Source organism: Sulfidibacter corallicola (assembly GCF_017498545.1).
Classification (GTDB): domain Bacteria; phylum Acidobacteriota; class Holophagae; order Acanthopleuribacterales; family Acanthopleuribacteraceae; genus Sulfidibacter; species Sulfidibacter corallicola.
On record NZ_CP071793.1, the window covers coordinates 9,439,226 to 9,458,965 of the forward strand.

Consider the following 19,740-nt stretch of genomic DNA (forward strand, 5'->3'; position numbering starts at 1 on the left):
AAACAAGCGCCCACGTTTCACGGACTTATGCCGACAGACCGTCGCAGGCAGAACCAGGCGGGAATGATAGGATGAACCTGGCGTCCATAAAGAATCCTGGATCCCGCCGTATGCGCCGATTCGAGGTCTCCGTTTGAAATACCTTGTCCACAAGCGAATGCCGCCCATCCTCGCCGCGATGGTGTTGGGTGTATGGGGAGCCGGGTTTTGGCAGGCGGGCGCCCGTGAAGAGCCCGATTCCACCCCCATCCTCTTGCGCTCCGGCGATGATCTCGACTGGGCTCGACCGGATCTCGACACTTCGGGGTGGCTGCATTGGCGGGACTGGTTCGCCGCCAATCCAAAATACAAGGGCAACCTCTGGCTTCGCCGTGAAATCGTCATACCGCCCGCACGGCCTGGCCGAAGCCGAGCCGGCTTGCTGGTCGCCGTGGCCACCAGCGAGATCTACCTCGACGGCCGCCTGATATACAGTAATGGTAAGGTCGGCAGTTCACCCGAAACCGAGCGGGCCGGCTACCTCGTCTCTTTCTTCGCCATCCCCGATGACCTCGAAAAACGTGAAAGCCATCAACTGGCCGTTCGGTTCTCGAACCACCACGGCCGCCATCCCTTTCAGGTGCTCCAGTTGCGCTTCGGCCCACTCAATCGGCTGGTCCACGGCTCGCGCTTGGCCCTGCTACCGATCGCCATGCTCAGCGGGTTCCTGGTGGTCGGCGGATATTTCCTGGTGCTTTTCGTCTTCAGTCACCGAGAGCCCGCCGTCCTGTTGTTCGCCGTCCTGTGCCTCTGCGTCGGCATCCTGTTCGCCTTGGAATACCTCCGCATGCTGAGCTACCGCTACCCGTGGCATGCCGATCGCCTGCTGCTGATCAACCTGGTAACGGCCGCGATTTCCCTGTTGCTGCCTCTTTTCTTCATTTTCCGCCACCAGGTCTCACCCCGTTTTTGGATGCTGAGCTGGCTGCTGGTGCCCATAGGCATCCTGATTTGGGGCGACAGCCCGGACGGCATCTCCTACGGCATCTTCTTCGGCGGACTTCTCGCGACACTGGCCCCCCTCGGCCGCGCGGTGCAACGGGGCAGGCCCCACGCGCGCCTGGGCCTGCTAGGCACGGCAACCGCCTTCACCAGCCTGATCTGGTCCGGCATGGCGTTCATGGAGTCCATTTTTTTCTACTGTTTCCTGTTTCTCATTTTCCTGACCCTGATCTCGATCAGCCTCCAGGTCCAGGAGCTGCGTCGCCGCCACAGCCAGGCACGGCTCAACTCGGCGCGACTCGAGGTGGAGTTGCTGAAGAAACACATCCAGCCTCATTTCATGATGAACACCCTCACGGCCGCATTGGAATGGATGGAGCGCGATCCCGCGGCGGGTGTGCGTTTCATCGAAGCACTGGGGGAGGAAATGCGCACCCTCATGCGGATTTCGGGTCGCACGCTGATCCCGCTGGCGGAAGAAGTCGAACTGTGCAGATCCCTTCTCCGGGTCCTTTCGTTCCGCACCCGCGGCGATTACGAACTGGTCGTGGACCCGGACGCAGACCTGTCGGTGCTGGTCTCGCCGGCTGTGTTCCACACCTTGATCGAGAACGGATTGACCCACGCACCAGACCAAGGTCCCATTCGTTTCCAACTGACCCATCGGCGCGAGGGAGCCAGGGATTGCTTCACCTTTCTGGCACCCGGTGACACGGAGACCGGGGAGCGAATGCCGGATCAGCGCGGGACGGGCACGGGCACGCGATACATCGAGGCGCGTCTCGAGGAAGGGTTCGGCTCCGATTGGTCGTTCGAGGCGGAACCGACGCCGGAAGGATGGATCACGCGCATCGCGACCGGCAAGCCCCAAAAGGAACCTGGCAAAGCCATGGAACCGGAGTTCCCCTTTGGATCGACGAAGCATACCTAAAAACGTGTCCACGAACCACACGGATTTACACGAATCAAAATGCAGATACATGAGGGATACGACATGCCAACGTATCGATCAGATAACTTACAAGACGTCTTTCATAGTTGGATGCGTCCTTTTAACGATCTCGGAAACGTTCACACGTCATGCGACCATCCCCTGACCGCTCCATCAAATAGATCGAAAAAGCACAACATCAATACTATATACCGTCATCAAGACTTTCGTGATGGCCCCGTGAATCGTGAACACTTTCTAAAAACGAAGAGGCATCTTTCCGATAATGGTTCTCTCACAGGTTTTCGAAGGACTCGTCGGTGAAAGGAGACGCCATGCACGTCTTGATTGTCGAGGACGAAACCATGATCGCCGCCCGCCTGGAGCGCCTGCTTCTCGACATCGCCGGCAACACCATGACTTCCCTGCGCATCGCACCCAACCTGGCCGAAGCCGAATCCCTGATCCAACGGCAACGCCCCGATTTGCTGTTTCTCGACCTGAACCTCAAGGGTCGGGACGGTTTCGAGCTCCTGCGGAAGGCCGCGGCCGGTGCCTTTCACACGGTAGTGGTTTCGGCGCACACCGAACGGGCCCTGGAAGCCTTCGAATACGGCGTGCTGGATTTCGTCGCCAAACCCTTCGGACGCGAGCGATTGGAGCGAGCCGTGCAACGCTTCCGGGAAACCGGCAGCCGCGCGGAACACGCCACCCGCTTTATTGCGATCAAAAAGGCCGGCGGCGTCTCGCTGGTTCCGCTAACCGAGGTGGCCTACATTCGCGGCGCCGACAATTACGCCGAACTGGTCTTGCGGGACGGCACCACACATCTGCACCACAAGAGCCTGGACCGTTTGCTGAAACTCCTGCCGGCTCATTGGCAACGCATCCACAAATCCTACCTGGCCAATCTGGACGAGGCCAGATCGTGGCATCGCTCGGAGGGCAGCAAGTACGAAGTCGAACTGGTCGACGGAACCCGTTTGCCGGTGGGGCGCACTCGCTACAAGGCCTTACGGGCGACCTGGCTCTGAGAGGGAGTTCACGGTACCACAGCCACCGCGGACGCGTGTGATCGAGGTTGAGGTTTATTATATTTTTCACCACAGAGGACACTGAGTTTCCGGAGTTTTATAGTATATTTCACTTCATCGTTATAAAGCCTTCAAATCATCAAAAAAATTGCCACAAAGAGTAAAAATACATTTCCAAATCGATAATATAAATCAAACACGTTACATAGCTTTAGATCCAGAAAATATCCTGAGTTTTACGGTTGTTTCTTTCGGATAAAAAGCATACTGTTTTCTCGGGGTTCTCTGTGCACTCTTATGTAACAAACTCTGTAAAGCTCGAAGATAAAGATAAAAACCTAAAAAGGCGGATGTGCGGGGAGTTCGTCAAAAAATGTCGGCCCGGCGGGCCAACTTACTGCAACGACGCCCCTCTCACAAATGCGGGAACTCCCAAACGATTCGCTTCGATTAGTTACCCACCTGAAACCCGGTGGTCCGGCAATCCGGCCCCCGGCCTGGGCGGCGACTCTGTGGTAAAAAAAGAAGCCCAATTAGAAAACCAATCACACCTTATCGAAATAGTTCCAAGCAGAACAATCGGCGATGGCTCAACGCCACTTGCGCAGGATGATCGAGGTATTCACCCCACCAAACGCGAAATTGTTGGTCATCACTTGGCGCAATTCGGTTTCGCGAACCTCGCGCAGGTAATCCAGCTCGGCACATTCGGGGTCCACCCGGTCCAGGTTGAGGTTGGGCGCCAACCAGTTCTCGTTCAACATGTGGATCCCCATCCAGGCCTCCAAGGCCCCACAAGCCCCGAGCGTGTGTCCCATGTAACTCTTCAGCGAGCCGATCGGCATGGCCCGGTCGAATACCTTGCGGGTCGCCCGCGATTCGGCCACATCGCCGACCTCGGTGGCGGTACCGTGGGCGTTGACGAAGTCGATCTCCTCGCGATTCACGCCGGCATCGGCCAACGCCAGCTCCATCACCGCGCTCATGCCTTCGACCGACGGGTTCACGATGTGCAGGCCGTCGCAATTGGTACCCCAACCGGCGATTTCGGCGATGATCTCGGCACCGCGCGCCTCGGCGTGCTCCAGAGATTCGAGAATCAACGTGCCCGCACCCTCGCCCACCACCAGACCGTCGCGGTCGACATCGAACGGCCGCGGCGTCGTTTCGGGATCCTCGTTGCGGGTGGACGTGGCGTACATGATGTCGAACACGGCCGCCGCCAACAAATGCAGCTCCTCGGCACCGCCGGCGATCATGACGTCCTGACGACCGTACTTGATGGCCTCGTAAGCGTAGCCGATGCCCTGACTGCCGGAAGTACAGGCCGAACAGGTGGGGATCAGCCGTCCACGAACCCCGAAAAATTGGGCCAGGTTGGCAGCCACCGTGTGACTCATGAACTTGATGTACTGGGCGGCCGTGACACCGGCCAGCGTTTGGTTGACCGTAATTTGACGGGCGTAGAGTTCGATGGCCGGCGGCGAACCGGAAGTGGAACCGTAGGAGATCCCCGCACGGCCACTGCCCAACACGGGATGATCCAGCAATCCGGCGTCTTCCAGTGCCAGTTCGGTGGCCCGGGTCGCGAGCAAGGATACGCGACCCATGGTGCGCACCTTCTTGCGCGAGTAGTGGGACGGCCGATCGAAATCGGGGACGGCGGCGCCCAATCGCGTCTGGAGCCCGGCCACGTGGTCCCAGCCTTCCATCTTGCGAACCGCCGAGCGCTTGCCCCAAAGGTTTTCGCGCACTTCCGCCCAAGTTTTCCCCAGGGGACACAACCCACTCATCCCGGTAATCACGACCCGGTGCGTCATGTTTCAGCTCCTTTGCTTCGGGACCTCACCTTTTCGCCTCCGCCAGATAGCGCCATAAATCTTTCGGCTTGAAAATATTCACGTTGGCGACCTGTATCTGGCGATCGTCCCCATCGTCATACAGGGAACAGGCGAATTGCAACATCTCGGCCTCGCCCCACACCTGGTGCGCTTCGACCCGAAGCACGCGGCCCTCTTCGAAAAAGGGCTCGGCGGTTTCCAGCTTCGGCGAGCCGAGCAGGAAGCCGACCACGGGTTCGCGCCGCTCGAGATAGGCGGGGTAGCCCGCGTGGACCGCGATCGTCTGGGCCATCAACTCGATGCCCATGTGGGCGGGAACGCGACCGTCGTGAAAAAACGGCATGCCCGGATGAATCGTCGAGAGACAGACGGTGGTGTCTTCCTCGTGCCCGATCAGGCAGTCCAGCAGGATCATCGGTTCCCGGTGAGGTAACAGGTTTTCGATCGGAATTTCGGCCAGGGACCGGTTTATCTCCACCACCGAACACCTCCGAACTCGGTGTCCAGGTCGAGCTGGGCTTCATCGCCCAAATACCAGCGCAAGAACGAGAACACCTGCTCTTCGCCCTCTTCGGCGGCGGGTTCTCGACCCGCACCTTCTGGGGAAGGCGCCGCGTTTCGCACTCGGGTCAGGCCGATGCCGGAACCGGCGGGCGCAGGCGCCAGGATCATCGCCACCGAATGGGGAAACGGCGGTGGATGGAGAATGCGGTCGAAGGGCTCCGGCGTCTGTTCGTCGGCGATGACGAGCAGCACGGGCGTCTCGGGATAGCGCGTGGCCAGCATCACCGCTTCCAGGTAGGCACAGGTGAAGGTATCGCGATGGGCACTGACGGTCCGGGAGATGCCTTTGTTCTTGGTCACCAGGCCGAAATAGCCGGTTGGCGTGTGGTGAACCGAATTGGAAAACGCCGTGGGCGAAAGCGGCTCTCGGTCGAAAATATCGGACAGGAGATCGCGGAGTATCACGATCTCCCCGTTGCGGGAACCGTAGACCAGGTTCACCGCATCGGTCGCCAAGCCGGCATCGTCGCACACCGGCAGGGCCGTTTCCAACACCATGCGGGTGAGGTAGGTACAGCGGCGGCGCAGGCGGGAGGGCACCGCCGCACAAGGGGGCTTGGCCTCCACCGGTTCGTAGGCGCCATGGCCGAGCAACCAGGTGTGAAACGCCTCTCGATCCGGCAAGCCCGGGGCCCAGGCGCGCCAGGCGAGCACGCGAAGAGGTCGACCAATTCCGGCGGAACTGTTTTGCGAACCGGGATTCGGTTCGATCGGTGGGTTTTGGTTCAAAATAGGCGTCACCCGAAAAGAGAAATCGTTGCGATTTGCGGCGGTAAACAACGGAACGGCAAGGGCTTGGCGACGAAGCCAAGCGAAATCACGAAGGGGGTCGAGAAGGGCGGAACGTTGCGGCCCGGCTCAAGATCGCTCAATGATAACAGAACAATTATTGCCCCCAAAAGCAAAGGAGTTACTCATGAATCGCACCGGTCCGGAGCGCGAGAGACGCCCTCCGGCCGCCACCAGATTCATGGTCGGCAGGACTTCGTCCGCCTGGCCGTCCCAGACATGGGGCGGCAGTGGATAGTCCCCCGCCCTACCCCGCGTCAGGGCCAACCAGCAGAACCCCAACTCGGTGGCGCCGGCCACGCCCAGCCCATGGCCGACCAACGGCTTGGTGGAACTACAGGGAATGCCGTCGAAGACGCGCGTGACGGCCTTGGCCTCCATGGCGTCGTTGAGCGGGGTCCCGGTCCCGTGCAGGTTCAGGTAGTGGACCTCGTCCGGGGCCAGGTCGGCATCGGCCAGCGCACCGCGCATTGCCGCTTCGGCGCCCAGGCCATCGGGATGGGGCGCCGAAATGTGGTGGGCGTCGCAGCTCTCGCCGATGCCGCGCAGGTGAACCGCACCGTCGCGACGTTCGCGCGTCAGCACGAACATGGCCGCACCTTCACCGATGATGAGACCGGTGCGGTGACGACTCATGGGCAGGGTGTGCTCGCGGGTCAGGGACCCGAGCGCCTCGAACCCGTTGAGGGGAACGCTGCACAGCACGTCGACGCCACCGGTAATGACCGCGTCGCAAATGCCCATGTCCAGTAGTGACGCGGCGGAGGCGAAGACCTTGGCGCTGGAGGTACAGGCGGTCGAATGGGTGTAGGCGGGTCCGCGCGCGCCGGTCAGATCGGCGACCAATTTGGAGACACTGCCCATCTCGTGTTGGGTTTCGTAGGCGAATTGCGCGGGCAGCGCGCCGTGTTCGCGCCAATGGAAAAAGGCCTGCTCGCTGGCATCCAGGCCGGCGGTGCTGGAACCCATCACCACCGCCACGCGATCGGCACCGAACCGTCGGACGACGGCCTCGGCCTCCTCGGCGATTTGGCTGGTGGCGGCCAGGATGAGGCGATGGTTGCGGCAATCGTAGTGCTGCATCCGGGGCGGAAAACCGGGCAGCTCTTCGCGAACGCGCCCGATCAACACCCGTTCGCCCGTCGTTCGCAGAGGGTGTTCCTGGAGGCGACTCACATCGCCGGCAAACAATCGCGGTTCGATGGTTTCCAGGCGATCGCCCAGGACATTGACCATGCCCATGGCCGTCAAGGCGTAATGTCTCATGCTCGTTGCTGCTCCGTCTGATCGGGATCGTCCCAAAAGGGAAAGAAATTGAACCACTGGTAGGGATGGCGCAGGCACAGCGCTTCGAGCCGCGCGGCATAACTGCCGATGATTTCCTGCATGCGCAGCGCGCGCTCGCGCCGGGGTAGCCGAACCCGATCACTCAGTGGTTCCACGAATACGTGATAGCGTCGCCAACCGGTGCGGATCCCCGCGGTAAAGTATACCGGACACTCCAACAAACTCGCGAGTACCCAGGTGTTTTGCGGGAAGGCCGCCTCCTTTCCCAGGAAGGGGATCCAACAATAGCGCGCCTTACCGAACGGGGGCAGGCGATCCGCCAGGATCGCGACAATTTCGCCCGCTTCGATGAGATTCTTGAGTTCGAAAACCTTGTCGATGTCGGCCGAGTCCAGCTCGATCACGTTCAGGTTGGCCTGGGGCCCCACCGCATTGAGAATGGTGTTGAGCTTTTGGGCATGGGCGCGGTACATGACGACATTGATCCTGACGGACTTTTTCAGCGAGAGGGCCCGCGCCGCATCGAAGCTACCGAAGTGGGCTCCGACGAGGAGCATGCCCCGATCCTCGTCCCGTTCGCGCAAATGCTCCGAACCATGCCAGGTGAATTCGAAACGATCGATGCGGCCCTGCCAAAAGTACATGCGGTCCAGGACGTTCAGTCCGAAGGCCATGTGATGGCGGTAGGCGTGCCACCAGGAAAGGCGGCGCGGGGAGACCTCGAACCGCCGTTCCGCACCGGTTCGCTCGTCTCGACAGCGAAACACGCGGCGCAGGTAGGCCAAGGAGGCCCGCCGGCTTTGGCGGCCCGTCAGGAAAAAGTAGCCGATGACAAAGATCAACAGGAAGGCCGATAGGTGGTAGCCCAACAGGTTCAAGAGCCTGAACCCCACCTTGACCCAAAATTCGTTGCCTCGTTCCGCTTTGCTGGCCCACTCCGCTCGACTCATTTTTGCAGCCGCCGCCAAAGGAGCAGAGGTACCCGCGGCAGCATACCCAGCGTCAAACGGGTGTGCATCAGGGTGATGCGGATGTTGTCGGCCACCATTCGAAAACTGGAGAGACCGCCTTCCGGGTAGCTCACCACGCTGGCGAGGTTGCGAATGGGTACCCCTCGCCAGTAGAGCTTGACGGCGATTTCGGGATCGAAATCCATGCGGTTGCCGATCATCGAAAAACTGTCGAGCAACGCCACCGCCGGCGCCACGGGATAGACCCGAAAGCCGAACAGCGGGTCGCCGATATCGAGAGAAAGCGTTTCCAGCCAGACGAAAGCCTGTGACAACTTTCGACCGTGCAAGCGCGCTTTGGGTACATCGTCCCCAAAAATGGGTTTCCCCAGGATCAAGGCCTCGGGACACTCGCGACAGGCTTCCAAAAAGCGCGGAATGTCCGCGCTGCAATGTTGGCCGTCGGCGTCGATCTGCAGGGCGTGGGTGTAGCCCCGCTCGCCGGCGAGCCGCAGGCCGTGCTTCACGGCGAACCCCTTGCCGCCGTTCTTCGGAAGGTGGAGCACGGTCACTTCCGGCCGCCGCCCGTCCATCCGCTCCAGCTCGACACGGGTCGCCGCGTCGCTGCCGTCGTTGACCACGATGATCGGCAGACCGAAGTCCAGTACCTCGTCGACGACCGCCGCGATGGTGTCCTTGTTGTTGTAAATCGGAATCAGCAAACAGATCCTGGGCGGATCCGCGCTGCGCATCTGGTTCATGCCCGCACGACCGTGGTTGATCGAATGGGCGTCAGTTGCCCAGAGATTTGGCGGGATCCAGGTTGCGATGGACGAAGTCGACGATGTCCGCAACCGTCCGAATCGCCTTCATCTCTTCTTCTTTCAGCTTGATCCCCGTATGCGTACCCAGTTTGACCGCCAAATCGATGGCGTCCAACGAATCGAGGTCCAAATCGTGGTACAGGTGGGCGTCCGGTACGATGTCCCCGGGATCGAGTTCGAACGTCTCCACGAGAACGTGACGCACCTGTCCTAGAATTTCTTCGCGAGTGGCCATTAGGACGCCTCCCCTGTCGTGGCGAGTTTTTCCGAAACGAAGGCGGCAAGCGTTCCGACGTTGGTGAAATATTCCTTGTTTTCGTCAGGATCCTGGCTGAGCTTTATTTTATATGTCTTGGCAATGGCCATTCCAAGTTCCAGCGCATCAATAGAATCCAATCCCAAACCGGCATCCTCGAACAGAGGTTGATCGGTTTCGATATCGTCGGCCGTGACGTCTTCCAACATCAGGGTCTTCACGATCAATTCTTTGAGGTCGCGCTCAATATCAGCTCGAGCACTCATCCCCGCCCCTCCCGAATTTAATAATGGAATAAAAATGCGGCAGACAAGGGCCGCTTACCCGCTCAAAAAGTCGTCAAAAAGACATGAATTATAAGCGATTTACCGCTAGTCAAAGACTCGGGCTAGCCTAGCAGAACTGCCACACCCTTGCAATAAGAGAATCGGCGATCATTTGCCGGGCAGCGAAGCCATGAACACCGCGTATTCGTTCTCTTTCGAAAACGCGGTTTTCTTTGGTGATTCGTTGTAAATGCCATCGATTCTTCATCGACATCCCATTGTGAAAAACATCGTCGCTTCTGCCGTTTTGGTTGAATTGTCGACGGACCTCGTGGCGAATTCGAGAGGCGCCACGACAACCCATGGCGGACCTTGGATCGGTAAACCGATCGCGACCCGTTCCGACAGGGCTCGTGCTCTGCAGCCTGGGTACATACCCCATTGAAATGACCTTCGCCGCGACATCGACAATAGGTTGGAAGCCACGCCTCGACGAATTCAGCTCGAACTGGAAGCCACCGTCGGGTCCACATCCAGTTCACTTTCCGCTCCGTTTTCGCCGGACTGCCGCCGAATGCGGAAATCGCGCGCTTCGGCGCAGCGATGGGCGAGCAATTGGTCCAACTTGGCGGTCAAAGAAACCTGCTGAATGGCCTTGTACCCCTGGAGATGGGCACGGTAGTCGGGCAGGTGGTAGAGGAAGGCGCCGATGGCGTCGCTGTGAATCTCGCGCACGGCCTTGCCGTAGCTCAGTCGCTGTAGCAGGTAGGCGTTGATCTCCTGTTCGAACTGGCCGGCCATGGGCACCGCCAGAAAGGGTTTGTGCAGGTAGAGCGATTCGGTGATCAGGCTGAACCCGGCGGTCGCCATGACCGCTTTGCAGGCGGCCAGGTCGCGAGGAAACTCCGTCGCGCTGAAGGGTTTGTAGTGGAGCGGACCGTATTCGCCGGTCATGTCGCACCCGTAAATGACGAAGCGTTCGCGACGGAACTGTTTGAGTTTCTCGGTGAAGGATTCGAAGCCACGGGTGAGGTAGACGAGAATGAAATCCTCGGTGACGGGCTTCAGGTCGTAAAATTCTTCGCGCAAAATGGGTGGGAACAGGAAGGTTCGATCGTTGGTGGGTTTACCGTGATAGAAAGAGGTGACCAGGCAGACATCGGGTTTGGGTACCATGGCGCGAATGACCATTTCGGTGAGCCTGCGCTGCTTGGAAAGGTACTCGGGGCAAGGGTATTTCATGTACCGCATGGCGTGCTGGTTGTCGATGGTGATCAAGGGCAGGTCGTAACGGGAAGCCAGCCAGGCGGTCATGGGTTCGAAATCGGTGATCACGCAATCGGGTTCGAAACCGTCGTAGACTTCCTTCTGCAGGGTCTGCAGGCGCCGCCGACCGTGAGGCAGTTTTTTTAGATTCTCGATGACCGTCTTGCGTTTGGAAACCTCGTTGTCCTCCACGGAAATGTGCAGACCTTCGGTTTCAAAGCAATCGAATTCATCTTTCAACAGGGCATAACCGCGATCGTAGGTGACCACCTTGACCTTGTGCCCCCGCTCGAGAAGGTGGTGCAGGATAAACTTGGAACGAGTGGCATGTCCCGAGCCTTCACCGGAAACTCCGTAGACGACGTTCACCATGGCAAAACTCCTTGCTCCCACCGCCGCGAAACGCGGTTGGAAGGTATTGGTCGACACCGAAACCGGCGATGACCCGGGGGATCGGACGGGAGCGGGATAAGGTTGAGGGTCCGAAATCGCAATACCCAAGCGCGCTCACGACTGGGCGGATCGCGCCGCGGGGAAATGGGCGCCAGACGGGTTGACATGATGTGCAGAAGCGGTTCGCCATCATTCTAACATCCCGAACGGGTGGCTGCCAGCACGGGCGACGGGCCCGGCCTCCCGACCGGCCGAATCTCCGAATCCGGGCGGGGACGACCGGGGATCCTTGGTTTGTCGCGGCCCCTTCGCGGCTGGGGGCGATCTCAGGATTTGGCGTTTTCGAAAATGTAGATGCCCGATTCTTCCTGCGGGCTGTTCGCGCGGCGCACCCGTACGGCCTGGTCCCGCCGAGTCTCGAGGCGAACACCGACAAAATCGGCGTGGATCGGCAGCTCGCGGAAACCGCGATCGACAACCACCGCCAGGCGGACCACGCGGGGCCGGCCCTTGGCGAGCAGGGCGGTGAGGGCGGCGCGCACGGTTCGGCCGGTGAACAGGACGTCGTCCACGAGGACGATGTGTTTGTTTTTAAGTGCGAAAGGAATTTCGGTTTCGCGAGTGAGCGGATCGTGGTCGGTATCGATGACGTCATCGCGATAGAGGTGGATGTCGACATAGGCGACGGGTATCGTGATGCCCAGTTTTTCGCTCGCACGTGCGGCCAGGTAATCGGCCACGGCGGCGCCACCGGCGAGAATGCCGACAAAGGCCAGATCTTGGGTTTCGAAGGTATCCGCTAGGATTTGGTCGGTCAGGTCGTCGAGAATTTTCAAAAGACCGGGACGGTCGCAATAACATTCCTGAAGTTTCAACGTCATCGGTGACTTCTCCTGTGAGCGGATGCTGCCGACCAATCCGGCCGAGGGCTTGCCCACGACGGCGAACAGGGTACAATGGACCCATTCCATTCCGAGCTCATAGGCGCCCCGCCGCGCCGGAAATAACAGCAAAGCATTGGACGGCAACTGAGTTGGGCACATCATACGATGGCTGGACACCAAAAACAATAGGACCGCGCGGACGGGCGGGCGCCTGGTGGCGCCGTTTGACCGCGGGCTGGAACGGCTCGCACCGCACCATTCGCGACGCCCGAGCCCTGGCCCTGGCGCTGCCGTGGCTGGGCCTGATCTTCTACCTGTTCACCCGGCCGCCCCAACTTCCGGACCCCTTTCCCGACGCGGGCCAGGACCTCGCCCGACCAGCCTACAACCCCACCCTGGCCGCAAGTCTCGATCAGGGACTGCGCGACTTCTGGCAGAAGCCCGAGCAATTGCTGGACACCCTTTCCCCGCTGGAAAGCCTGACGGTCGCCGATATCGGCGCCGGCGAGGGTTATTTCACCTTGCGCCTGGCGGAACGCGTCGGCCCTGGCGGCCAGGTTCTCGCCACCGACATCCAGAAACCGCTGCTGGACGTGCTGGCGACCCGCATACCGGCCGCCTACCAGTCCCGCATTCGCCTGATCCACACCGACGAGCACCACATCGGCATCGAAGAGCCCGTCGATCTCATCCTCGTGGTACAGGTCCTCGGCGAAATCGAGGAACAGCTCCCGTTCCTCCAAAAATTGCGCGCCATCATGCACGATCGCTCGCGCCTGGTCATCATCGATTCCAAACACGTCACCGACCCCCACACCGGGTTCACCCGGCCCGCCAATCTCAATCGCCTGATGCGTCGGTTCCAGGATGCCGGGCTGCGGATCAGCCGGGAATACGCGCCCTATTTGTTCCATTTCCTGCCGAAACAATATTGTTTCGTGCTGGAGCTGGAGCCCGAGAAATCCGCCACGACCGGGCGAACCGAGCACCACGAGACCACCCAGTCCGTCGACGAACCCGATGCGCCGCGATCCCCGTGATCACCAATCGGTGTCCCGGCGGCGGCGATCCTTGATCTTGGGCGCCAGCCTGAGCTAAGATCCAAGGACAGGAACATTTCCCATATTTCCCGAACGACCTGAGACTGGTTTGGGAAATCCTGTCTATCTTTTTATGAAAGGGCGGAAGTAGGTGGTCGATTCCCTCAAACCCGAAACCAAAGAGGTCGATATCCAGGAACTCGAAGAACAGTTCAAGTCGTTCCTGTATGCCCACAACGGTAAAGTGACCAACGAGCGTTTGGCATTGCTGCGCGCCCTGTACGAAAACGACGGTCACTTTTCGGTGGACGAAATTTTGGACATCATGAAAAACCAGCGTGTCCGTGTTTCGCGTGCAACCGTATACCGCACCCTCGACCTCCTGGTACAAAGCGGGCTGGTCAAACGCCTCGCGCTCGAGGGCCAGGAAACCCGCTACGAAAGCGCCCTCACCCAAGGCCACCACGATCATATCGTGTGTGTGGACTGCCACAAAATCCTGGAATTCTTCAACCCCGAGTTGGAGCAGCTACAGGACACGATTCTGGAGCAACACAACTTCCAAATGGTGCGTCATGTCCATCAGCTCTACGGCCGTTGCATCGACGCCGATTGCCCGGGTAAGAAGGTCAAAAAACGCGGCTCCTGAGCAGGCTCGACGCCTCGCACGAGGCAAAATCGAGAAAGATTCACCGGTGCGTTCGCTCCCGTGAACATGGGGCCACTGCCGCAAGACAACGAGGGGAAGCGAATCCTTCAACCCAGTACGGATGCCCTTGGACCACTCAATCGTAAATAGATGAAAATTCCCATTCGGTTTCTCCCTGAAAGCCTTTAAAGTTACTAAAAGCCCGTTTCCAGGTAGCGCGCCCATGAATCAAACCAAGACGCCCTCCAATTCCCACGAGACGTCCTTGAGCGGTCAGAACGGCGGGGACGCGAACAAGCAGAATTTCCCCTACGAAGTGATTGGTGAGTTCGTCCGCGGCGGATGCTCCATCATCTACAAGATCAAGGGCCCCAAGGGCTCCGATCAAGAGGGCAAACAGTTCGTTCTCAAGACGATGGACATGTCGGACGAGGAGCCCCAGGGCCCTCAGCGGTTCTACATGGAGTATGAATTCCTGCGCGCCTATCCCCATTCGAACCTGATCGAGGTCAAGGAATTCTTTCCGGATTGGGAGGGTCAGCCCGCCTATGTCATGGAGTGGGTGGAAGGCGATACCTGGCAGAATTTCTGGAAAAAGCGTACCCTCTTCGATTCGCTGCCCAGTTTCCTGAATTTGTTCAAGCAGCTCTGTGACGTGTTGGACTTCGTCCACAAGCACCAGATCATTCACCGCGACCTGAAGCCCCAGAACATCCTGATCTCCCGCAAGGAAGTGCTCAAACTGATCGATTTCGGCATCATGAAGGTCGCGGACATGACGATGTACACCCATCGCAACACCTTCATGGGCAGCGCCTACTACGTGTCGCCGGAGGGCATCAGCGGTGAACAGGTGGCCCATACCGCCGACATTTTCGCGGTCGGCGTCATGCTCTACGACCTTTTCACGGGCATGAAACCCTTCAAGGGACCGACCCTCGGCGAAACCATCTACCAACGCCTGGTCAAAAAACCCCAGCCCCCCTCCCAAATCGCAGACACGCCCGAAGAGCTGGATCCCATCATTCTCAAGATGCTGAGCCGCGATCCGCGCCATCGCCAGCAATCCTGCGGCGAGATTTACCGCGACCTGGAACGGGTCCTGAGATCGTTCAGCCCCACCCAACAGGTAACCGAGCACCCCAAGATCGACGTCCTGACGCGCGGGCCGCTGTTGCACGGGAATTTCATCCAGAATCTCAAGGACATCTGGCTCAAGCACCGCATGCTCTACCTCAAGGGCGAACCGAGCAGCGGGAAGACGACCATCGTGGAGAACCTGTGCTCCGAGGTTTTCGGCGAATCGCCGGTGCGGTTGGAATGCCGCCAGGGCACCAACATTCTGGAATTCATGGAGATGATTCTCCAGCACATCAAAATTCCCCACGACAAGCCGCACCTGAATCCCTGGAAGGAAATCCTGGCCACGGCCCTGCCCCGGCTGCAGTGGCCCTCGCCCGGCCAATACCAGGAATTGAGTCACTCCACCATCCTGACGGCGTTCCTGCGCGTGTTCTTCGCCGTCGAAGAGGTGTGCGTCATCGCCGTGGAGCGGTTGCACGAGTGCAGCAGCAACCTGGCCCAGTTCATCGTGCAACTGGCCCAGTCCATCACTTCCAGCGCCAACAAGAACATCTACATGGTGCTCACCACCCAGAAGCACCAGACCGAGTTCAGCGCCATCGGCCCGCCGATCGCCGTGGAAGTCCCGGACGTGATCGCACTCTCCGATTACCTGGTCGCGCGGTTCGGCCCCTGTGCCAGCAGCGTGGAACTGACCACCCAGCTCCTGAAGACCGCCCATCAGAACGTCGGCCGTTTCATCGAAGTCGTCGACGAATTCCGCACCAGTGGCAAACTGGCCGTGCGCGACGGTGTGCTGGTGATGCAGCAGAGCCCCAACGAGTCGATCCTGCTCGGCACGCCGGACCCCAACGTCAGCACCATGCCGATGAACCTCAAGGAGTTCAATACCCGGCAACTGGAAGCGCTGCTCTGGGTGGCGCTCTGCCCCGACGGTATCGATCTCAACCTGCTGACCAAACTGACGGGTGCCAATTACGAGGAAATCAGCTCTACCATCGAAACGGCGGACAAGCTGAACTTCCTGGATTTCCAATCGAGCACCACCGAGGGCTTTCGCTGGAAGAACGAGAAGGTGCGGCATTACCTCACCTCTTCCCTGCCCCCCGACGAACGGGCGCGCAAGTACGGCCTGCTCGCGGAAACCATCGAAAACGAAACGCGCAACTACCTCACCCATTCACCGCCGTTGTGGTTCATGTTGTCGCGCCTCTACCAACAGGCGGAAAACGACACCAAGGCCAGCCAATACGCCCTGAACTACGCCCGCTATTGTTTTCAGAACGCGAACTACGAGCCCATTCGCAAGTACCTCAGCCTGTTCATCCCCTTGCCGCAGTTCCAGAACAACCTGGAGTTCTGGTCGATGCTGGCGCTGGCCTACAAGTCGACGGATTCACCGCAGGCACTGTACTTCGCCCGCAAGGCGCTCAAGATCAATCGCAACGTGCACACCCTTTCGCTCGCGGCCATTCTGGAATTCCAGTGCGGCAACCACGGCGAGGCGCACGGCTTCATTCACCAGGTTTTCGCGCAGCCCAATTTCCGCGACCTTTCGATCCACTACGCCTCCCTGCTGCAACCGATCCTGATGGCCTTCAACGAGTACGAGAAGAGCCAGGTCCTGTTCACCCTGCTCTACGAGAAGTTGAAATCTCGCCAGGACCCCTTTGCCACCAACACCCTGGTCACCGCCAAGATTCGCCTGCTGCAGCCGTATCCCGCCAAGCTGGTGCACGCCGTCGGCAAGGTTCAGGGCGACCTGCTGCCCCAAACCCAGCGTCGCCTGCACCAGTGGTGCAGCCTGGCCCACCAGGAGCTGTTCGAATACGACCTGGCGCTCGACAACCTGCACGCCCGCGAACTCGAAGCGGACGGAGATCTGCACTATTACCGCAACCTGATGTTCCTGTACCTGAACTTCCGCAAGTTCGTCGAAGTCAAGAAGCTGGTTTCCAATTTCAGCCATACCTGCGAGAAGTATCCCCGCCTGAAGCAGCTCGAACCCCTGTTCCAGCTCTCCACCGAAATCGTGGTGCGCGACCCCAACACCTTCGATTTCACCCATCTGTGCATCAGTCTGCAGGACGCCAAGTTGGACCTGTCCTCCTGGCTGGCCCTGATCATCTCCACCTTGGATTTCAACCTGGTCTCGGGCGAATTGGTGGAGCAGGTATTGAGTCAATTGGAAGCCGCGGCCATTCCCTGGGCCCAGCACCAGATTCCCCGATTCCGGGTCATGGCGGCCATCAAGACCAAGCGCTACAACGCCTTGGAGCGGCTGTGGGAAAAGGCCCTCCAACGCCTGCAGGATTTCAATCTGGTCATGGAGCGCGTTCGCCTGGTCGCACTGTACCAGTACATGCAGAACAACCACATCCCGCTGCCGAAACAAACGATCATGCTGCCTCACGCCATCATGGAACGTCCCGAAACCGCCCACTTCCTCAGAGGCGAATGAGGCGGATCGGGGCCGGCACGCGGCTCAGGTACTTCGAATCACGAGTACGCCGCCGATCAGCAGCAAGGCGCCGAAAATCCGTTGGGGACTGATGGGCACCGGCGGAAAGCCGATGAGCCCGTAGTGGTCGATGACCAGCGAGGCGATCATCTGGCCCGCGACGACGAACACGATCAGGGCCGCGGCACCCGTGCGCTGAACCGCCAGAATGATGAGCAGGACGTACAGCGCCCCGACCGCACCGCCGGTCCAGATCCACCAGGGCTCGCCCCGCAACGAGGATAGCTTGGGCAACTGACCGCCGAACATCGGAAAGACGGCCAAAAGAAAAATGGTTCCAATCACGAAGGACGCGGTTGCGGCCAACAGGGGGTTGCCCGTTTTTCGCGCCAAAGTTCCGTTGATGCCGGCCTGTATGGGGATCAGGGCTCCGGTCAACAAAACCATCAACGAAATTTTCCAATGCATGGGCAACCTTCCTCGGCGTGATTTGACGGCATGACGCTTCCTGGGCGAGGCGTCATCGCCAGCCAAGCCTAGCAGGGTCTTGGCGTTGTGGAAAGCCGTTCCAACTGGAAGCCACGAAGATGGGACCTAGTTTCGGATATTCCCGGCCAGGTGTTCCCGTCATCGGAAAACCAGAACGGAAAGTTGCCGAAAACTCAAATCCTCACTTTTTCAGAACGTGCGGGCGTCCTGTCGTCGCAGCGACGCGTCGATGCCAAGATTTCAGCAGGAACCCGGGAAGAGCTGAAGCCAGGAAGGAAAAACTGGGGATTCGAACTCTTTCGGGTCGCCGCCTAACCCCCCAGGTTCTCGACTTCGTCGCCATCCATGGCAGTGTCTACCGAGTCTTGGCGTTTCAAATCAAAACAGGGGTTTTGCCGAGCACACGAGAGCCTATCGGTGCCCCTGGCCTCAATGCCCCTTTGCATCTAGAGTCCGAACACCACACCCAAGCCGGAGAATAGGCCGAACCCACGATCAGCGGCATCTTTCTGGTTTCCTCGTTTCCTGGTTTCTTGTTTTAATTCAAGACCTTGCACCAAGTTCCGGCTTAAAGGACATTCGATCTTTCCCAGACACGGGAGGCCTGGAACGGCAGCGCACAATCCGGGGCAAGGAATCCAGGAGTTTTGCCTTCCCGATTGAACGGTGAAGACGGCAGCACCCAATTCGGGATTTCCTCAAACAGAGGTTTGGGATTCTTTCCCCCGAAATGTGAATAATCGCCACCTGTTTTCCGATCTATAGAGAAGATCCAAAAGCGATGCATGCATATCTCAACATCGAAAGTGGCCCAACCGTGTCTTGGTGTGGCGAAATTCAGGGTTTCGCACCCGATTGTCCGTTCCAATGAAATCGAGAAGAAGGTTCCGCGAACATGGCACCGCCGGAGGCTGCCTGGCGATGTGCCCCACCGGAAACCCTGATGTTTGAACCTAGAGAGAAGGGGGGATCCCATGCCAAAACCAACCGCGCCAAGCTCCAACGCGGCCGACACCGACCCACACGAAATCCGCGTGTTCACCAAGCAATTCCTCGCGCAAACCGCCGAGGTGGTGACACGCTGTTTCCTGAACCACGAGGCCATGACCGCGTCGCAGCGGGTCCCCGAACCCTTCTTTTTCCAATTCGTTTCGTCCCTACTCAGGCGTTCCCACGAGGATGGGTTGAGCATGATCGCCCTCGATCGCCACGACGGACACGTAGCCGCCGTCCTGATCAACGAGGACTGGGCCATCGGACCGCCCGAAATGGATTGGGACCCCGTCTTTCTCCCCATCATCACGCTACTGGACAAATTGGGGCAAACCTACAGCAAAGATCTCGACATGCGTCCCGGTTTCTATTTCCACCTTTTCATGTTGGCGGTGGACGCGCCGTTCAAAGGACGTCGCCTGGGCGATCGCCTGGTGGGCGAATCGCTCGAACTCGCTCGGTCGAAAGGGTTCAAAAAGGCGGTGGTCGAAGCGACCGGCGGGGCCTCCCAATACATATGTCGCAACCTTCACGGCTTCGAGGAACGCCACCGCATCAACTACAAAGAATTTCGCTATCGGGACAGTCCCATATTTTCGGGGATTCGCGGAGAGGAGTGCACCATATTGATGGACCGTACCCTTTAGGAAACTGCCGGCCCCATCAATGTTCGACATCGAGTCGCAGCCCGCGAAGCGAGGCCCGAGGACCGCACCAAAGAGGCGCCTCCCGGGCCCCGAAAAAGGCACATAACATCGA

At 59.3% G+C, this 19,740-nt stretch carries 17 protein-coding genes; 6 read left to right on the plus strand and 11 right to left on the minus strand.

Annotated features, from left to right (window positions below; all coding sequences use genetic code 11):
- Window positions 1–133: 133 nt before the first annotated feature.
- Together J3U87_RS28430 and J3U87_RS28435 are read left to right on the plus strand one after the other, a co-directional pair.
- Complete coding sequence (locus tag J3U87_RS28430; protein WP_237379173.1) at window positions 134–1,912, plus strand: sensor histidine kinase; 1,779 nt, start codon at window positions 134–136, stop codon at window positions 1,910–1,912.
- A 335-nt stretch (window positions 1,913–2,247) separates the two neighbouring features.
- Window positions 2,248–2,946, plus strand: a complete 699-nt coding sequence (locus J3U87_RS28435; protein WP_237379174.1) for a LytR/AlgR family response regulator transcription factor — start codon at window positions 2,248–2,250, stop codon at window positions 2,944–2,946.
- Between the two features lie 590 nt (window positions 2,947–3,536).
- Here J3U87_RS28435 and J3U87_RS28440 read toward each other — a convergent pair.
- The 10 genes from J3U87_RS28440 to pyrR form a co-directional block, all read right to left on the minus strand.
- Window positions 3,537–4,766: a beta-ketoacyl-ACP synthase gene (locus tag J3U87_RS28440; protein ID WP_237379175.1), complete on the minus strand. Its 1,230-nt coding sequence runs from the start codon at window positions 4,764–4,766 to the stop codon at window positions 3,537–3,539.
- Window positions 4,767–4,791: 25 nt separating this feature from the next.
- A complete protein-coding gene (locus J3U87_RS28445; protein WP_237379176.1) occupies window positions 4,792–5,268 on the minus strand; it encodes a hotdog family protein in 477 nt (158 codons plus the stop codon).
- On the minus strand, window positions 5,256–6,080 hold the full coding sequence (locus J3U87_RS28450) for a beta-ketoacyl synthase chain length factor (protein ID WP_237379177.1): 825 nt from the start codon (window positions 6,078–6,080) through the stop codon (window positions 5,256–5,258). Before J3U87_RS28450 ends, J3U87_RS28445 begins: the two co-directional genes overlap by 13 nt.
- 129 nt (window positions 6,081–6,209) lie before the next feature.
- Complete coding sequence (locus tag J3U87_RS28455; protein ID WP_237379178.1) at window positions 6,210–7,406, minus strand: beta-ketoacyl-ACP synthase; 1,197 nt, start codon at window positions 7,404–7,406, stop codon at window positions 6,210–6,212.
- Window positions 7,403–8,377 carry an LpxL/LpxP family acyltransferase gene (locus tag J3U87_RS28460; RefSeq protein ID WP_237379179.1) on the minus strand — a complete coding sequence of 325 codons (975 nt, stop codon included), beginning with the start codon at window positions 8,375–8,377 and terminating at the stop codon, window positions 7,403–7,405. The genes J3U87_RS28455 and J3U87_RS28460 overlap by 4 nt, the downstream gene beginning before the upstream one ends.
- On the minus strand, window positions 8,374–9,099 hold the full coding sequence (locus J3U87_RS28465) for a glycosyltransferase family 2 protein (protein ID WP_237379180.1): 726 nt from the start codon (window positions 9,097–9,099) through the stop codon (window positions 8,374–8,376). Before J3U87_RS28465 ends, J3U87_RS28460 begins: the two co-directional genes overlap by 4 nt.
- A gap of 70 nt (window positions 9,100–9,169) precedes the next feature.
- Window positions 9,170–9,436: an acyl carrier protein gene (locus J3U87_RS28470; protein WP_237379181.1), complete on the minus strand. Its 267-nt coding sequence runs from the start codon at window positions 9,434–9,436 to the stop codon at window positions 9,170–9,172.
- Complete coding sequence (locus J3U87_RS28475; RefSeq protein WP_237379182.1) at window positions 9,436–9,723, minus strand: phosphopantetheine-binding protein; 288 nt, start codon at window positions 9,721–9,723, stop codon at window positions 9,436–9,438. The genes J3U87_RS28470 and J3U87_RS28475 overlap by 1 nt, the downstream gene beginning before the upstream one ends.
- A 498-nt stretch (window positions 9,724–10,221) precedes the next feature.
- On the minus strand, window positions 10,222–11,361 hold the full coding sequence (locus J3U87_RS28480) for an MJ1255/VC2487 family glycosyltransferase (protein WP_237379183.1): 1,140 nt from the start codon (window positions 11,359–11,361) through the stop codon (window positions 10,222–10,224).
- Window positions 11,362–11,708: 347 nt separating this feature from the next.
- Window positions 11,709–12,353, minus strand: coding sequence for a bifunctional pyr operon transcriptional regulator/uracil phosphoribosyltransferase PyrR (gene pyrR, locus J3U87_RS28485; RefSeq protein WP_237379184.1), 645 nt, complete (start codon window positions 12,351–12,353; stop codon window positions 11,709–11,711).
- A 137-nt stretch (window positions 12,354–12,490) separates the two neighbouring features.
- On the opposite strand from pyrR, the gene J3U87_RS28490 reads away from it, so the two are divergent.
- The 3 genes from J3U87_RS28490 to J3U87_RS28500 all read left to right on the plus strand — a co-directional run bounded on the left by J3U87_RS28490 (window position 12,491) and on the right by J3U87_RS28500 (window position 17,499).
- A complete protein-coding gene (locus J3U87_RS28490; RefSeq protein WP_237379185.1) occupies window positions 12,491–13,306 on the plus strand; it encodes a class I SAM-dependent methyltransferase in 816 nt (271 codons plus the stop codon).
- Between the two features lie 151 nt (window positions 13,307–13,457).
- Window positions 13,458–13,955, plus strand: a complete 498-nt coding sequence (locus tag J3U87_RS28495; protein WP_237379186.1) for a Fur family transcriptional regulator — start codon at window positions 13,458–13,460, stop codon at window positions 13,953–13,955.
- Between the two features lie 223 nt (window positions 13,956–14,178).
- Entirely contained in the window at window positions 14,179–17,499 is a 3,321-nt protein-coding gene (locus J3U87_RS28500) for a serine/threonine-protein kinase (protein ID WP_237379187.1), read from the plus strand.
- Window positions 17,500–17,523: 24 nt separating this feature from the next.
- Here J3U87_RS28500 and J3U87_RS28505 read toward each other — a convergent pair whose 3' ends face one another.
- Window positions 17,524–17,967, minus strand: a complete 444-nt coding sequence (locus J3U87_RS28505; RefSeq protein ID WP_237379188.1) for a DMT family transporter — start codon at window positions 17,965–17,967, stop codon at window positions 17,524–17,526.
- A 995-nt stretch (window positions 17,968–18,962) separates the two neighbouring features.
- On the opposite strand from J3U87_RS28505, the gene J3U87_RS28510 reads away from it, so the two are divergent.
- The gene (locus tag J3U87_RS28510; RefSeq protein WP_237379189.1) at window positions 18,963–19,628 is read left to right on the plus strand and encodes a GNAT family N-acetyltransferase; all 666 of its coding nucleotides are present in this window, start codon (window positions 18,963–18,965) and stop codon (window positions 19,626–19,628) included.
- Window positions 19,629–19,740 lie beyond the last annotated feature (112 nt).

Bases quoted from the DNA above. Each gene is read 5' to 3' on its own strand.
- J3U87_RS28435 (WP_237379174.1), top strand. From the start codon at position 2,248: ATGCACGTCTTGATTGTCGAGGACGAAACCATGATCGCCGCCCGCCTG.
- J3U87_RS28440 (WP_237379175.1), bottom strand. From the start codon at position 4,766: ATGACGCACCGGGTCGTGATTACCGGGATGAGTGGGTTGTGTCCCCTG.
- J3U87_RS28455 (WP_237379178.1), bottom strand. From the start codon at position 7,406: ATGAGACATTACGCCTTGACGGCCATGGGCATGGTCAATGTCCTGGGC.
- J3U87_RS28460 (WP_237379179.1), bottom strand. From the start codon at position 8,377: ATGAGTCGAGCGGAGTGGGCCAGCAAAGCGGAACGAGGCAACGAATTT.
- J3U87_RS28470 (WP_237379181.1), bottom strand. From the start codon at position 9,436: ATGGCCACTCGCGAAGAAATTCTAGGACAGGTGCGTCACGTTCTCGTG.
- J3U87_RS28475 (WP_237379182.1), bottom strand. From the start codon at position 9,723: ATGAGTGCTCGAGCTGATATTGAGCGCGACCTCAAAGAATTGATCGTG.
- J3U87_RS28480 (WP_237379183.1), bottom strand. From the start codon at position 11,361: ATGGTGAACGTCGTCTACGGAGTTTCCGGTGAAGGCTCGGGACATGCC.
- pyrR (WP_237379184.1), bottom strand. From the start codon at position 12,353: ATGGAATGGGTCCATTGTACCCTGTTCGCCGTCGTGGGCAAGCCCTCG.
- J3U87_RS28500 (WP_237379187.1), top strand. From the start codon at position 14,179: ATGAATCAAACCAAGACGCCCTCCAATTCCCACGAGACGTCCTTGAGC.
- J3U87_RS28505 (WP_237379188.1), bottom strand. From the start codon at position 17,967: ATGCATTGGAAAATTTCGTTGATGGTTTTGTTGACCGGAGCCCTGATC.
- J3U87_RS28510 (WP_237379189.1), top strand. From the start codon at position 18,963: ATGCCAAAACCAACCGCGCCAAGCTCCAACGCGGCCGACACCGACCCA.